The organism is Clostridium sp. YIM B02551, assembly GCF_022324735.1.
Lineage (GTDB): Bacteria > Bacillota > Clostridia > Clostridiales > Clostridiaceae > Clostridium_T > Clostridium_T paridis.
The window spans coordinates 119,119-132,453 of record NZ_JAKGTF010000009.1; the positions used below are offsets into that span (position 1 = coordinate 119,119).

Annotated in this window: 21 protein-coding genes; 7 read left to right on the forward strand and 14 right to left on the reverse strand. The window is 29.3% G+C overall.

All coding sequences use genetic code 11. The annotated features are described in order from the left end of the window. Nucleotides 1–69 precede the first annotated feature (69 nt). The gene (locus L1S47_RS12195) at nt 70–390 is read left to right on the forward strand and encodes a hypothetical protein (protein WP_238883807.1); all 321 of its coding nucleotides are present in this window, start codon (nt 70–72) and stop codon (nt 388–390) included. A 59-nt stretch (nt 391–449) separates the two neighbouring features. Here the strand turns inward: L1S47_RS12195 and L1S47_RS12200 are convergent, their stop codons facing one another. The 8 genes from L1S47_RS12200 to L1S47_RS12235 form a co-directional block, all read right to left on the reverse strand. Further along, nucleotides 450–830, reverse strand: a complete 381-nt coding sequence (locus tag L1S47_RS12200; protein WP_238883808.1) for a VOC family protein — start codon at nt 828–830, stop codon at nt 450–452. Between the two features lie 66 nt (nt 831–896). Next, entirely contained in the window at nt 897–1,982 is a 1,086-nt protein-coding gene (locus L1S47_RS12205; protein ID WP_238883809.1) for a serine hydrolase, read from the reverse strand. 100 nt (nt 1,983–2,082) lie between these two features. Beyond that, nucleotides 2,083–2,418, reverse strand: coding sequence for a YnfA family protein (locus tag L1S47_RS12210; protein WP_238883810.1), 336 nt, complete (start codon nt 2,416–2,418; stop codon nt 2,083–2,085). A 226-nt stretch (nt 2,419–2,644) separates the two neighbouring features. Next, a complete protein-coding gene (locus L1S47_RS12215; RefSeq protein ID WP_238883811.1) occupies nt 2,645–3,175 on the reverse strand; it encodes a permease in 531 nt (176 codons plus the stop codon). Beyond that, nucleotides 3,172–3,657, reverse strand: a complete 486-nt coding sequence (locus L1S47_RS12220; RefSeq protein WP_238883812.1) for a permease — start codon at nt 3,655–3,657, stop codon at nt 3,172–3,174. The genes L1S47_RS12215 and L1S47_RS12220 overlap by 4 nt, the downstream gene beginning before the upstream one ends. 149 nt (nt 3,658–3,806) lie before the next feature. Continuing rightward, complete coding sequence (locus tag L1S47_RS12225; RefSeq protein ID WP_238883813.1) at nt 3,807–4,352, reverse strand: GNAT family N-acetyltransferase; 546 nt, start codon at nt 4,350–4,352, stop codon at nt 3,807–3,809. A 20-nt stretch (nt 4,353–4,372) separates the two neighbouring features. Continuing rightward, nucleotides 4,373–4,657, reverse strand: coding sequence for a hypothetical protein (locus L1S47_RS12230; protein ID WP_238883814.1), 285 nt, complete (start codon nt 4,655–4,657; stop codon nt 4,373–4,375). A 104-nt stretch (nt 4,658–4,761) separates the two neighbouring features. Next, nucleotides 4,762–5,634, reverse strand: coding sequence for an AraC family transcriptional regulator (locus tag L1S47_RS12235; RefSeq protein ID WP_238883815.1), 873 nt, complete (start codon nt 5,632–5,634; stop codon nt 4,762–4,764). Between the two features lie 240 nt (nt 5,635–5,874). Here L1S47_RS12235 and L1S47_RS12240 point away from each other — a divergent pair, with 240 nt between their 5' ends. Further along, nucleotides 5,875–6,321: a helix-turn-helix transcriptional regulator gene (locus L1S47_RS12240; protein WP_238883816.1), complete on the forward strand. Its 447-nt coding sequence runs from the start codon at nt 5,875–5,877 to the stop codon at nt 6,319–6,321. Between the two features lie 58 nt (nt 6,322–6,379). Here L1S47_RS12240 and L1S47_RS12245 read toward each other — a convergent pair whose 3' ends face one another. From L1S47_RS12245 to L1S47_RS12265, 5 genes are all read right to left on the reverse strand, one after another. Beyond that, on the reverse strand, nt 6,380–7,198 hold the full coding sequence (locus L1S47_RS12245) for an aminoglycoside adenylyltransferase domain-containing protein (protein WP_238883817.1): 819 nt from the start codon (nt 7,196–7,198) through the stop codon (nt 6,380–6,382). 180 nt (nt 7,199–7,378) lie between these two features. Next, on the reverse strand, nt 7,379–8,104 hold the full coding sequence (locus L1S47_RS12250) for an AAA family ATPase (protein WP_238883818.1): 726 nt from the start codon (nt 8,102–8,104) through the stop codon (nt 7,379–7,381). 20 nt (nt 8,105–8,124) lie between these two features. Continuing rightward, the gene (locus tag L1S47_RS12255; protein ID WP_238883819.1) at nt 8,125–8,421 is read right to left on the reverse strand and encodes a DUF3784 domain-containing protein; all 297 of its coding nucleotides are present in this window, start codon (nt 8,419–8,421) and stop codon (nt 8,125–8,127) included. Between the two features lie 45 nt (nt 8,422–8,466). Next, nucleotides 8,467–9,117, reverse strand: coding sequence for an HAD family hydrolase (locus L1S47_RS12260; RefSeq protein WP_238883820.1), 651 nt, complete (start codon nt 9,115–9,117; stop codon nt 8,467–8,469). Between the two features lie 111 nt (nt 9,118–9,228). Continuing rightward, nucleotides 9,229–10,755 (reverse strand): NAD(P)/FAD-dependent oxidoreductase, encoded by a 1,527-nt coding sequence (locus tag L1S47_RS12265; RefSeq protein ID WP_238883821.1) that lies wholly within the window; start codon nt 10,753–10,755, stop codon nt 9,229–9,231. A gap of 85 nt (nt 10,756–10,840) precedes the next feature. Between L1S47_RS12265 and L1S47_RS12270 the strand changes: the two genes are divergently transcribed. Genes L1S47_RS12270 through L1S47_RS12275 form a run of 3 tightly spaced genes read left to right on the forward strand, consistent with a single transcriptional unit; the run spans nt 10,841 to nt 11,591 of the window. Next, nucleotides 10,841–11,014: a hypothetical protein gene (locus tag L1S47_RS12270; protein ID WP_238883822.1), complete on the forward strand. Its 174-nt coding sequence runs from the start codon at nt 10,841–10,843 to the stop codon at nt 11,012–11,014. Nucleotides 11,015–11,035: 21 nt separating this feature from the next. After that, nucleotides 11,036–11,344 carry a TIGR04104 family putative zinc finger protein gene (locus L1S47_RS20760; RefSeq protein ID WP_373689072.1) on the forward strand — a complete coding sequence of 103 codons (309 nt, stop codon included), beginning with the start codon at nt 11,036–11,038 and terminating at the stop codon, nt 11,342–11,344. A gap of 10 nt (nt 11,345–11,354) precedes the next feature. Continuing rightward, nucleotides 11,355–11,591 (forward strand): hypothetical protein, encoded by a 237-nt coding sequence (locus L1S47_RS12275; RefSeq protein ID WP_238883823.1) that lies wholly within the window; start codon nt 11,355–11,357, stop codon nt 11,589–11,591. Between the two features lie 31 nt (nt 11,592–11,622). Here L1S47_RS12275 and L1S47_RS12280 read toward each other — a convergent pair whose 3' ends face one another. Beyond that, the gene (locus L1S47_RS12280) at nt 11,623–12,036 is read right to left on the reverse strand and encodes a thioesterase family protein (RefSeq protein ID WP_238883824.1); all 414 of its coding nucleotides are present in this window, start codon (nt 12,034–12,036) and stop codon (nt 11,623–11,625) included. A 173-nt stretch (nt 12,037–12,209) separates the two neighbouring features. On the opposite strand from L1S47_RS12280, the gene L1S47_RS12285 reads away from it, so the two are divergent. After that, complete coding sequence (locus L1S47_RS12285; RefSeq protein WP_238883825.1) at nt 12,210–12,527, forward strand: CGGC domain-containing protein; 318 nt, start codon at nt 12,210–12,212, stop codon at nt 12,525–12,527. Between the two features lie 158 nt (nt 12,528–12,685). Further along, on the forward strand, nt 12,686–13,318 hold the full coding sequence (locus tag L1S47_RS12290) for a hypothetical protein (protein ID WP_238883826.1): 633 nt from the start codon (nt 12,686–12,688) through the stop codon (nt 13,316–13,318). The last annotated feature ends 17 nt before the right edge of the window (nt 13,319–13,335 follow it).

Below are 13,335 nucleotides of genomic sequence, written 5' to 3' on the forward strand. Positions count from 1 at the left end.
AATAAAAAGCTCTCTTATGTATAAAAAGAAATTTATAATCCATCATATTAATTGAAAGGTGGTATTATAGTGAAAAAAATAGTTACTTTTTTAGTTTTCTTATGTTTATCATTTAATCTTTTGGGGATAGCTCCACACGCACAACCTATCACTAATACCCTTAGAGAAGGTATTTATAGTGCATCTGTTTTAAATCTTGAGCCTAATAAAATTTATTCCGTTCAAAACACTTCTAGAGAGTTCACTATGCATGTAACAGTATATGATGATCATCAAGTAATTCTAGAATATTTAAGACTTGAACCTAACACTGGAAAACAAAATTTATTACCTATTAAACCAACTTATAATCTTGTGATATTTGGTAAAGGGGACATATTTATTTCCTAAATAAAAAACACCGAAAAATTCAATGTAACATGAAATTTATCGGTGTTTTTTTCAATGTATCAATTATCTTCTCTAACTATAAATTGATTTCCGTCTTGGTCCTTAAATGAAAACATCTTTCCATATGGCATATTCATTAATTCTGCTACCTCAACTCCATTTTCTTTCATTTCGTTGTATGTAGCTTCTATATCAGTTGTACTTAATAACACTGAAGGATGTTCAACACTAGTTGATGGATTTTGAGCCTTCATAGCATTCTTGTCATATAAAACGAAAGTTGTAAACTCATCTTCACTTGGTCCAACTTCTATCCATTTCATATTTGGTCCCATTGCTTGCTCAAACTTAACTACGAAGTTCATTTTTTCTGTCCAGAATTTTTTTGCGTCCTCTTGGTTATTCACATATAACGTAATCTTTCCTATTTTGTTGATCATTCTCTACTCCTCCTTAGTGGTTATAATTACATTATATACCCTATATTACATATTTTATAGAAGATTTTACTTATTACTTACAGTTGCAAATAATCCGTCACACATCTCCTTTAAACTTGCACCCTCACCAAGTTTATTACTTAAAAGAATAACTACATATCCTGTATTCATATCTCTTCTTATTAGTGTTGTAAATCCAAGTATATCCCCTTCATGTTCAATAAGTTTTTGATTATCTTTGTTGATTATAAACCAGCCAAAGCCATAACCATTTAGATACGGAGTTAACATTTCCTTTAATGAATTTTCATTTATAAGTTTGCCTGAGCATAAGTTATTATTCCATACAAGCAAATCTTCTACATTTGAATATAAGTTTCCTGCAGCAAAAGCTAATGAAGGATCCATATCTATGTCTTTTTGATATTGATTTGATTTATGATTTATATATGAGTACCCTTCTGCCTTTTCAGTTGCTCTATCCATATTATTTAAAGTTCCAGTAGACTCAAGTTTTAAAGGTTTAAATATATTCTCTTGCATATAATCTTCATAACTCATACCTGATACTTTCTCAATTATATATCCTAATAAAACGTAGTTAGAGTTACTATATTCATAGTTAGTTCCAGGTGCAAAATTTAGTTTTTTATCCTTGAACAGCCCAACAAGCTTCTCAGGAGTATATCCACTATTCGCACTGATGAGCTTAAGGTAATCAGGAATACCTGAAGTGTGATTTAAAAGATTAAAAATTTTTATCTTATTCCCATTAGGATAATTTTCAATATATTTGTCAATTGTATCTTGAACATTTAATAGCCCTTTTTCCTGAAGCATTAGTATTGCTGTTGCAGTAAATTGTTTTGTTATCGAGGCTATTTTAAAAACAGTTTTCGGAGTGTTTTGCCTCTTATTTTCAGCATCTGCCATACCATATCCATTTTCAAATAAAATCTTTTCATTTTTAGCTACAAGGACTGTACCATTAAAATTACTATACTTATTCATGTACTTCTCAAGTTTTAAATATGTTTCATCCTTATCTTTACTAGCTGTTTCTATTGTGTCTGATTTATTATTTGAGCATCCAGTTAAAAATAGTGTAAATACAAATATAGAACTAATTATACTTGCGATTACCTTTTTCATAAAACTCTCCTTTATACATAATTATTTACCAATACCATATGTCTTAAATATTTATTCAAAATCTTATGTAACTATTACTTTTCTAACTTTATATTTATGGCTATCCTCTAGGCGCATACATAATAATAATTGCCCCAATTAATGCAATTGCTCCTCCAATTAAGTCAAACTTATCAGGTATTATATTATCAACCTTCCATCCCCATAATATTGATAAAACAATAAAAATTCCACCGTAGGTTGCATACACTCTGCCAAAATTAGAGTTAGGAGGTTGTAAAGTAGGAATAATTCCATATAATATTAAAACTATTGCTCCCATTATTCCATAAATGATACTCTTTCCCTCACGTATCCATAGCCAAACTAAGTAGCCTCCGCCAATTTCAAATATTCCAGCTAATATAAAGTAAAATATAGACTTTAAAAATTCCATGTTGTCCTCCTCTAGGTTTTTGTAAGAAACTTAATTTATTCTTGTTTGAAAATGTCGGTTACTGGACATTTTCAGGCATGAGTAAATTATTAGTTGAACTTAAAAACCTCCTCTAGGTTTTTCTATAATAATTACCTCATATTTTATCATGGAAGAATACTTTATTTAATAAAAATAACTAAGATTTCCGTACAAAGTAGTTTGTCTTAGTTATCTTTTATCTTTATTATGAACTACCTTTATATAGCCTCTTTAGTTCCTCCTTTGGCATTAACGCCTGAACTAAATACCCCATTAGTATTACCCCTGGCAGATCAATTAATAGCCTTGCTATTGTAAATTTATAGCCCAGTGCTGCAAATTCAAACATAAGGGTAGATACTTTGGTTACGCACCAAGCATTCATAAAAATTATTATATTGCTAAATTTAACACCCTTTTTAAGTAATACTATTGTAAAAGGAAATGCTGCATACATAGGCCCTGCAGCTAATGAGCCTATAAGTATAGCAAGAAAGATTCCTGTTATACCTGAATTATCTCCCATGTACTTCATCATGGTTTCTCTTGGAATCCAAACATCCATTAATCCTAGCAGTAACATAATTGGAGGCACTACTAAAATCATCTGTTCAAAACTTGAAAAAGCTATACCAAAGGATTTTAAACCCAGATCTTTATTGAAAATTGTGATTACTATTAATACCAAAAGAGCTACAATAAAAAAAGAATACCTTTTTGCTAGAGTTTTTATCATATTATTGGCACCACCTTTTCAACAAAGAATGCTACTATAATTGAAAAGATAAAAGCTATAAAGTTTCTATAAAAGGTGCCTCTTTTTCCTATATATTTAGCTTCCAAAGGAATAGTGATTATTCCAATAAGAGTTAGTGTTGATATAAGTGCTGCAACTTGAGCTAGACCTGCTCCATTATTAAGAAGCATATTTCCAGTAGAAAAAGCTACAAAGGTAGGCATCATAGCTATACTTCCTAATAAAGCTGCTAAAAACACTCCAAAAATACCAGAATTACTTCCTAATATACTTGATATTGTTTCAGGTTTAAGTATTGCAAGTGTTAACCCAACAACTATTATTATTCCTAAAAACTGAGGCAGCATATTCTCTAGGGATTTCCACCCTCTTAATAGTGCTTTTTTAGTTTTTGCCTTATCTTTTCTATAAGACAATAAGAACAGTATAATTGCAGCTGAATAAAGAAAAAGACTGCTCATATTATTCTACTCCTATAACTTATTATTAATATTATTATATTATCTAAAAAGATTAATGTGAGTTCCAATAAGCTAACTTAATTATGAGCCATTATACTTTTATATACTGATTATTGATTATTAGAGTTCCTACAACGCTTTCCTCTTATTTAATTTATAATTCTTCCCATAACAACTGTATTATAATAATTTCCATCCTTATGAATTCTATCATTAATTAATAGTCCCTCTTGAACAAATCCAAAGCTTTTATAAAGCTCAATGGCTTTTGTGTTGGTTTCAACTACATATAGGCATACTTTTTTTATTCCCACATTATCTGCATATCCTAAAATATTATCAAGAAGTACTTTCCCAATACCATACCCCCAATATTCTTTTAAAATGCAAATACCAAACTCTGCTTTATGTCTATATCTACTTAGTTCATTTCCTTGTAATCGTGCAAAACCAACTAACTTTCCTTCTACTTTTGCTACTAAAAATAAGTTTTTTTCTGAAATTGAATCTTCATAAATTAGCTTCTCAAAATCCTCTGACGATAATATCCCTTCACCTGCTTCTCTATCAAGATATTCTGTTTCCCCATCAATTTTAATTCTCAATGCTGAAAGTTCTTCTGAATCCTCTTTTGTTGGACATCTAAGTACCCAAGTGAGCCTTTTGCCTTCTATCTGTTTCTTATTTATAATCATTAGAACCTCCAATTACGTTATTAAGTTCCTTGGTATTTTACAAAATACAAAGGCCCAATTTTAGTTACTTTATAGTCTCCTTGTTCAGAACCAAACATATCAATAGGTCTTTTATCAAAATAATAGTATTTTACGTTATCTTGATTACTATCATGAGAACTTTCAATAATACGAGATTCTAATGCAGCCTTTCTATAACCTGTTATAAACAAGTGTATTCTTAGTGCATAATAAGGATTCAAATGCATAACTATCATAAATGTCATAATTATGCTAATGATTAATATAATGAGTTTTTTTCTCATCAATATAACCTGCCTTTAATTTTTATATGAAAATTATACCATATTTGAGTTATTATAGATATTAAACATAAAAAACACCGTATTAATTTACGGTGTTTTAGTTCTTACTTCTTCATAACTGGAATCCAAATTTCACTTCTATAGTCTGGTGCTGTTGTGTCCTTACTTTCATTCCAAAGTATCTCTGGTCCTTCTACTACTTCATAATTTGAAGCTGGCAGCCATTCTGAGTATATACGTCCCCATATATTTTGAAGAGTCTCTGGGAATGGTCCCTTTGCTTCGAATACAGCCCAGGTTGAAGGTGCCACTTCTAGTTTCTTAAATTTATCAGAACATTCCTTATTTGTCGCTACACCAATATAGTGATCAAGTCCACCTTTTTCTTCCATTCTATTTTCTGAAAAGTTCGTGGAAGCACTAATAATTCCTCTTGGCTCAATATTTGAAAGTTCCTTAAGTTCTTTAATAATCTCTGGAGTTAGGCTTTGCCACATAGATGTGATTTCAGGATTTGCTCCGTTAAATACTATTGGTACTCTCTTCATAATACCAACTATGGAAAATCCCTCTTTTTCTTCAATTCTATACTTCATTTCATTTCCTCCCTTAATTGTAATTTGGAAAGTCATTCTTGGATATGCTTTAAGCGCTTTACCATTATTCTTAGCTTCTGATGGTGTTATGCCATGTAAATTCTGAAATGCTCTAGTAAATGAATCTGGTGAGTTATATCCATATTTTATTGCTATATCAATCACCTTAAAATTACTATTACTAAGCTCAAATGCTGCAAGAGTGAGACGCCTGCGGCGAATATACTCAGACAAAGTAATACCTGCAAGGAATGAAAACATTCTTTGAAAATGATATTCTGAGCAATATGCTATTTTAGCCACTATCTTTAAATCAATATCACCATCTAGATTTTCTTCAATATAGTTTAATGCTTCATTCATTCTTCCTAGCGAATCCATTTATATGACCTCCTTTCATTAACAGGATATCAAAATTTTAAAATACACATCCGACTTTTCCTGCACAATTAAGTAGGATTACTTATTCTCGTAGTGTAAGCAAATATATATTCATTATACTTTAAAATGTTAAGTTTAGTTGACAAAATTCCAGTTTTACTTGATAGAAATGATATTTATCCTTTAGTATACTATAACTAATCAATACGTATTGAAGTAGAAAAAAGGTTGGTGATAATTATGTCCTTCGGCGAAAAATTATTAGATTTACGTAAAAAGGCTGCTTTATCTCAAGAAGATGTAGCTGAGAAATTAGGTGTATCTAGACAAACTGTGAGTAAGTGGGAAACTGATCAGACTGTTCCTGAACTTATTAAAGCTAAATTACTAAGTGAACTTTATAATGTAAGCTATGATTATCTTATAAGTGGAACCCCTATTGGAGGTGACCTTACTAGTATTGAATTAATAGTTGATGAAATTGATTGGACTAGTGCTTGGAGTAAAAAGTATCCAATATTAGCTTCATATCAAGGTATGAAAGGGATAGATAAATATAGCAAAAAAATTTCTGAGCTATATGATGCCTTTCAAAGTGAGTTTGGTTTTGATGATTCTGACACAGTTTTGGTTTTAAAAGATATTCTTTATCAAAAATATAAAAGGGCAAAAAAAAAAAGTAAGTAAAATAACTATAAAAGAACAGTAATACTAACTTAGTATTCTGTTCTTTTTTTAAAATAGCTTATTTCTTCCCATCTAATAGTCTATTGCTTTCTTTTATTATGTAATCCATATATTCTAAAGCATCATCTCTTCTCTTAGAGAAAGATTTATAATAAGATTCCTTGCTATCCTTTCTAAGCTTCATGGATTCTTTTATTATATTATGCCATTTGGCAGGCACTTTGCTTAAAGCATACTCTCCTGCTCCAACTTTTGAGGTTATATCCTTTTCATTTAATGTATAATATAGACGAGAAACACCTAAAACTCCCCACTCAATATTCTTTAGACTAACAAAGGAACCAATGTATTTTGATGACATAAATTTCTTACAGCCATTCATCCAGTTGACCCAATAACTATTCAGATTATTCCTCATTTCATTAATTAAAATATCAAAATTGACTTCTAGTTTATAATCCTCAATATCTTTCCCCTTTATGACGATTCCACATTTTTTTAATTGATATGCATCTATTGAATTTCTATTAAACTTTATATATCCTTCAAATTTTCCGTCATTAAACCTAATACATCTATCTCCCTCTTTATTTAAGGATTCTATATCTTCTTCCATAACATACATTCCATCTAGTGTTGTCTTACGATACTTTTTATTAATACTATTATGAATATATTTTAAAACTTCTAATTCTTCTTCACTAACTTCTCTATTAACTACTGCAATAAAATCGATATCACTAAAACCATAATGAAATTTTCCTAGAGATAACGATCCATAAATATAATAGCCTTCAAGCAAATCAGGAAGTCTTTCTTCTATCATTTCTATATGCTTGTCTATAATGAACTTAACTTTTTTAGGTATATAGCCCATGGTTATTCCCCTTTTAAAATTAATTTTTATTCTTTAAAGTATTAAAGTCAATTTACTTTATTATACTATGTAAAATGTAAATATTTACTTAATAATCTTTAAAATTCTATTACAATTTTATTAAATATTTTAATTTATAAAAAATAAAAGGAAGTCTTGTGACTTCCAACACTATTTATTCTACTCATTTTCTAAGAGTATCTTAAGCATTCTTTCAGGATTTTCAAGATATGCTCTTGTAATTTTATAATGTTCTGTTTCCTTATAGTTAACCTTTTTAATTCCATCATTTAATTCATAGATAAAAGAATTAGGATAAGACATTATTATTGGCGAATGAGTTGCTATAATAAACTGAGAGTTATTACTTATAAGCTCATGCATTATAGCTATCATGGACATTTGTCTTGCTGGTGAAAGTGCGGCTTCAGGCTCATCTAAAATATATAAGCCATTCCCACTGAATCTATTTCTTATAAGTGATAAAAAAGACTCCCCATGAGATTGTGAGTGAAGAGATTTTCCTCCATAGAATTCCGCTGCATCAAGTTCATCTACATTTGTAGCTACATTATAAAAGCTCTCTGCTCTTAAGAAAAATCCATCACGTGGTCTCTTAACTCCTTTAACAAGTTTAATTGCATCGTGTAGTTCTGAATGAGTATCCTTTGTTAAAAAGTTAAAATTTCTAGTTCCGCCTTCTGGATTAAAACCAAATGCAATGGCAATTGCTTCAAGTATTGTTGATTTACCAGTTCCATTTTCACCTACTAAAAATGTAACCTTTGGGTGAAACTCCATTCTATCTAAGTTTCTTACTGATGGCAGACAATATGGAAATTCAGAAAAAGATTCTATTCTTTCATGGCGCAATTCAACATGTCTTAAGTATTGATCAAAATTCAATTACTTTACCTCCAGCAGTTTTAGTTTGTTTTTTTACACTTAGTATTTATATAGATAATTGTAGATATAATCATTGCAAATATTGAAACCAAATAAAAAGTTCCATATATATCATTGTACTTAAAGAAATTAGCTAAGGCAGTTATTATGGAAATATATATGCATAGTGTTCCTACTGCCCTACAAAGTTTTTTCTCATTATACTCTTCTTTTTCTTCTTTTGATGCTATATTGTATCCAATTATAAGAAAGCTTCCTTTTCCTGAAAAGATTAATAAAGCTATTATTAAGAATAAAATAGCCACCCCAATTAACATAAAGATTCCCCTCTTAAATAATTCACACCTTAATTATACAACATGTTATGCAATTATTTCCAGTAATTCTGACGGCTTGTCTATAATATAATCTGCACCCTTATCTTCTAAAACTTCTCTTCCTCTAAAGCCCCAGGTAACACCTACACATTTAATCCCAGAATTCTTAGCAGTCTTTACATCTACTTCAGAATCTCCTACATATATTGAATTATCAGTATTTGAACCTAATTCTTCTAATGCCATATAAACAGTATCTGGTGCAGGCTTTTTAGCTATGTGCTCTGATTGTCCAATTGCTACTTTTATATATTCCCCAAAATAAATTTGATTAAGTTCTTTTACAGCCTTATCAAACTTATTTGATACAATTGCAAGCTTATAGTTTTCTTTAGATAACTTTTCTAAAAGCTCCATTATTCCATTATAAGCATTGGTTTTATTTTGTTTATTTTTAGAATAATGCTCTTTAAAATCTGCTAAGCATATATCATACTTTCGATTGCTACGTCCTTCTGGAATAGCTAGTTCTATTAAACGCGCAACTCCATTTCCAACAAATCTTCTAACCTCATCTTTTTCCCTGCATGGGAATCCATGACGTGCTAATGAGTAATTTACGCTATCTGTTAGATCATCAAGAGTATCAAGTAATGTTCCATCTAAATCAAAAATAATTGTATTGCACTTTTCCATATATAATTCCCCCTTAAGATATAATTAGCATGTCTCGTTCTTGTAAATTAATTATAGCATATAAAAAAGAGAAGCCTTAAAAACTTCTCTCCTAGTTACGAAACACTATATCTATATACTTTTTTTATACTTCTTCTCTAAATCTATGTTGTCTAAAGCCAAAATCTTTTTAGATAAGTAATAAGCACTTGCCATAACACCTGCTACCCCTCCACCAGGGAAAACCCACTGCCCAACTAAATAAAGATTATTTACTTTAGTTTCTTGAGGAATAAATTTACCGTAATTTCCTTCATTCATCATCCATCCCATAAATGCGCCCTCAGTGCTATAAGTATATCTTTCTGAAGATACAGGGGTAGATGCTACACAAAATAATATTGACTTTCTAAAATCTTCGCCCATTTTTTCGCAAATTCTATTAGTTATAATAGTTTCTACTTCACTCTTTAATTTCCTGTATTCTTCTCCTCTAGTACCGACTATTCCAGTATCCCAATTATTATGGTATTTATATGGAAGGTATGCTAAGATTGTAACTGAATGATCTAACTGTTCCTTTGGTTTTTCACTTACAATTAACCATATTGGACAATTATATGGAGTATAATCATCAAAATCCAAATCTATAGTATCTTTATCCATTATTGCTATATAATTTACTCCACCAAAATCATATTCTCTACTTACTCCCATGAAATTAATCATAGCACCAGGATATATTTCACGTTTTTCTATACTCTTTCTTAATGGTTCTAATTCTTGTGCATGCTTAGCAAGCTTGTTAATTGTATAATGTACAGAAGAATTAGAAACTACAATATCCCCATAATACCTACTTCCATTAGTACACTCTACGCCATTTGCAACTCCATTTTCTATAAGAATTTCTTTAACCTCAGTATTTAATAACACTTGTCCATTATTATCGTTTATATTCTTCACTACAGCATTAGGAATTGCCTGCATTCCACCTACTGGGTAGTAAACAACATCTCTATTTACTACATCCCATCTATAGACATAACCTAAATACACCATATTACATATACCTTTTGAAATTATAACGTTAATTAAGTCTCTATCCTTAAATTTCTTTTTTAGTATTGGATATGCATTTTTCATTCCATATTTCATTAAGGTTGGTCTTTTTATCATAGAATCAATTCCAAATTTAAGCTTTTCAATTAATCCCATTTCATAAGGAGGTTTTGGAGCACCTCCACCATACATTTCACTTAATATCTTTTCATTTAAGTTAAAAAAGTTATTAATGGCTTCCTCTTCATGGGGAAACTGTTTTATAAAATCACTTTTTAATGTAGCTGAATTAAATACATAATCTTTATATCCTGTAAAAACTCTTAATTTTTCAGTTCTTTTAACAGTTTCCACTGACACCCCAAAGTATTTTAGAAATCCAGTTATATCTCCATTTTCACTAAGCTCCATTAAGCCTTCTAAACCAATGTCAAAATGACATCCTTTTCTCTGAAATGAAGTAATAAATCCACCAGGTTTATCGTGTTTTTCTATAACTAAAACTTTCTTCCCTTCTTTAGCTAGAAAAGCTGCAGTACTTAAGCCTCCCATACCTGCCCCAACTATTATTGCATCATACTTAATATCAAGCGTCATCCTAATCTCCCCCTCATAAAAATATTTTACCATAAATTTGATTTTGAGTTATAATAAGTTAATAAGAATAATAAGAGGTGTTTACATGTATTCATTTTTTAGTACTATATTTCAAATACTATTAGTAATTTCAATACCTTTAGTTATAGGAATGCTTATATCTAGATTAGCTGGATTTATAGGTTCAAAAATCTTTAGGTTTACAGATATATATAACTATATTTTAAAATCCATGAGAAAACATAATACTAAATCATAAAACTCAGGAAAGGTGAATTGTATGTTAATTCAGAAATGTATAAACTGCTCTAATAGTTTTAAGTGGTCTACTATTATTAAAGCTATTTGGAGCTGGGGTGGATTTAAGCCCATTAAATGTGAAAGTTGCAAAACTACACATTTAATAAAGCCCATTTACCGTATAATTATAATTGTACTTGCTCTTATTCCATTATTATTTGAGAACCATGTATTTGAACTATTTAAGGCATTAGGATTAAATGCTTATATATTCTGGGCTTACCCAGCTTGGATGATTTTATTAATTCTTTTATCACCTTTTTTCATAAGATTTTATGTTAAAGAATAGAGAGGTTTTTATGACTGATAAAACTCATAAGATTAATAAAGTTTTAACTTCAATTGTTTTATTTTTTGGTACTTACTTTTTAATTAAATTTGCTTCTTTTTTTATTGGATCAGATTACACATCTCCTAATGATTCATTTATATTTGCAATACTAACTGGTGTATGCTTACTTGGTTCTATAATGGTAACCAGCACATACTTAATATTATCAAAACTTGATGAGATAGATAAAAAAGACCACTTTTAGCATTACACTAAAGTGATCTTTTCTTTATTTACTACATCAATGTTTGTAATTTCTCATAAATATCTGAATGAGTCTTTTTAATATTCATTATCTTAAGGTCTTTATTTACAAAAGCATGTACTGTACTTCCTTTAGAAATTTCCTTTTGATCCTTTTCTCTAATCACAGAATAATTAAATACCACTTTCACTGGCGATAAATGGCTTACCCAAGTCTTTATTATTAATTCATCTTCATACTTTGCACCTTGAATATATTTACAACTACTTTCAGCTAGTGGCATTAATATTCCCCTATTCTCCATATCACTATAACTCATATTACTGCCTTTTATGTAATCAGTTCTACCTTGCTCAAACCAAATATAATAATTAGAATGATGTACTATTCCCATCTGATCAGTTTCTGCATATCTAACAACAATTTTTGTTTCGCTTACGTACACTTAAATCGCCCCTTATTTTAAAATTTCTATGTACATATTATATAGCAATTGTAACAAATAATAAAGGAATGTAATAATACTGCAAAATTAGAAAATGAAATATAGGAGGATTGCTAATCTATATTAATTTATACTTCTTAATATACACAAAGTTTATATAAGGAGTTGTTTTTATGAATAAAATTGGTATTATTACATGTTTTAACGAAAGTAAAATTTGTTCAAGTTATGGATGCTTTAAGGCTTTTAATGACAGAAATGCTTCCTTTAAGGATTATGATTTAAATTCTGAAATAATATGTTTTACTCATTGCAATGGATGCTCTGATAATTCACTAGAACAAATGTTACATAGAGCTAATCAAATGAAAAATAGAGGGGTAGACTCTATACACATATCTACATGTATAAAAATGAATTGTAAAATGTATGATGATTTTATTGAAATCTTATCTAAAGAATTTAATATTATTGGATATACTCATGATTAAATTGTGGACAAGTTAAAACTATAAAAACAGGAGAAACAGTTTGAAAATAATAATATGGTAGCGCTTACTTATTTTTTTGAGCTTTTTTCTGATTTTGCTTTTATTTACTCTTAAGCTATACTAGAATACAGAAAATAATAGCTATGGGAGACTACAAAATGAGTAATAATTTTTTAGAAGCTTTGGGGTATATCGCCTCATTCATCGTTTTAATTTCTTTATTAATGAGCTCTATAATAAAATTAAGGTGGATTAACCTATTAGGATCCGCAATATTTTCTTTATATGGATTTTTAATAGGCGCTTTCCCTGTAGGTTTTATGAACCTATGTATCTGCATAATTAATGTTTACTATCTTATAAAAATTTATGGTACAAAAGAATATTTTAAAATAATGCCAATTGAAAGTGATTCTAAATACTTTAAGAATTTTCTAGATTTCTATCAAGAAGATATTAAAAATTATTCTAGCAATCTTAAATATGATTCTAAAAATACACCTGTTGGCTTTTATATTTTAAGAAACTTAGTACCTGCTGGAATTTTTATTGCATCAGAAAAAGAAAGCGGTACCCTAACTGTAGATCTTGATTTTGTTATACCTGAATATAGGGATTTTAAAATTGGAACATTTATTTATGAAAATAGTAAAGAGTATTTCTTAGATAAGGGATATAATAAATTCATCTGTTATTCATCAAATGCTTCTCATATTAAATACCTTAAGAAAATGAACTTTACAGAAGCATCTGAAAATGGAGTTACATGTTTCGTTAAATCAATTAAATAGCTTATAAGTAAAGAAGA

Coding starts and splice junctions, on each gene's coding strand:
- L1S47_RS12200 (WP_238883808.1), bottom strand. CDS start 830: ATGATCAACAAAATAGGAAAGATTACGTTATATGTGAATAACCAAGAG.
- L1S47_RS12205 (WP_238883809.1), bottom strand. CDS start 1,982: ATGAAAAAGGTAATCGCAAGTATAATTAGTTCTATATTTGTATTTACA.
- L1S47_RS12210 (WP_238883810.1), bottom strand. CDS start 2,418: ATGGAATTTTTAAAGTCTATATTTTACTTTATATTAGCTGGAATATTT.
- L1S47_RS12215 (WP_238883811.1), bottom strand. CDS start 3,175: ATGATAAAAACTCTAGCAAAAAGGTATTCTTTTTTTATTGTAGCTCTT.
- L1S47_RS12220 (WP_238883812.1), bottom strand. CDS start 3,657: ATGAGCAGTCTTTTTCTTTATTCAGCTGCAATTATACTGTTCTTATTG.
- L1S47_RS12225 (WP_238883813.1), bottom strand. CDS start 4,352: ATGATTATAAATAAGAAACAGATAGAAGGCAAAAGGCTCACTTGGGTA.
- L1S47_RS12230 (WP_238883814.1), bottom strand. CDS start 4,657: ATGAGAAAAAAACTCATTATATTAATCATTAGCATAATTATGACATTT.
- L1S47_RS12235 (WP_238883815.1), bottom strand. CDS start 5,634: ATGGATTCGCTAGGAAGAATGAATGAAGCATTAAACTATATTGAAGAA.
- L1S47_RS12240 (WP_238883816.1), top strand. CDS start 5,875: ATGTCCTTCGGCGAAAAATTATTAGATTTACGTAAAAAGGCTGCTTTA.
- L1S47_RS12245 (WP_238883817.1), bottom strand. CDS start 7,198: ATGGGCTATATACCTAAAAAAGTTAAGTTCATTATAGACAAGCATATA.
- L1S47_RS12255 (WP_238883819.1), bottom strand. CDS start 8,421: ATGTTAATTGGGGTGGCTATTTTATTCTTAATAATAGCTTTATTAATC.
- L1S47_RS12260 (WP_238883820.1), bottom strand. CDS start 9,117: ATGGAAAAGTGCAATACAATTATTTTTGATTTAGATGGAACATTACTT.
- L1S47_RS12265 (WP_238883821.1), bottom strand. CDS start 10,755: ATGACGCTTGATATTAAGTATGATGCAATAATAGTTGGGGCAGGTATG.
- L1S47_RS12270 (WP_238883822.1), top strand. CDS start 10,841: ATGTATTCATTTTTTAGTACTATATTTCAAATACTATTAGTAATTTCA.
- L1S47_RS20760 (WP_373689072.1), top strand. CDS start 11,036: ATGTTAATTCAGAAATGTATAAACTGCTCTAATAGTTTTAAGTGGTCT.
- L1S47_RS12275 (WP_238883823.1), top strand. CDS start 11,355: ATGACTGATAAAACTCATAAGATTAATAAAGTTTTAACTTCAATTGTT.
- L1S47_RS12285 (WP_238883825.1), top strand. CDS start 12,210: ATGAATAAAATTGGTATTATTACATGTTTTAACGAAAGTAAAATTTGT.
- L1S47_RS12290 (WP_238883826.1), top strand. CDS start 12,686: ATGAGTAATAATTTTTTAGAAGCTTTGGGGTATATCGCCTCATTCATC.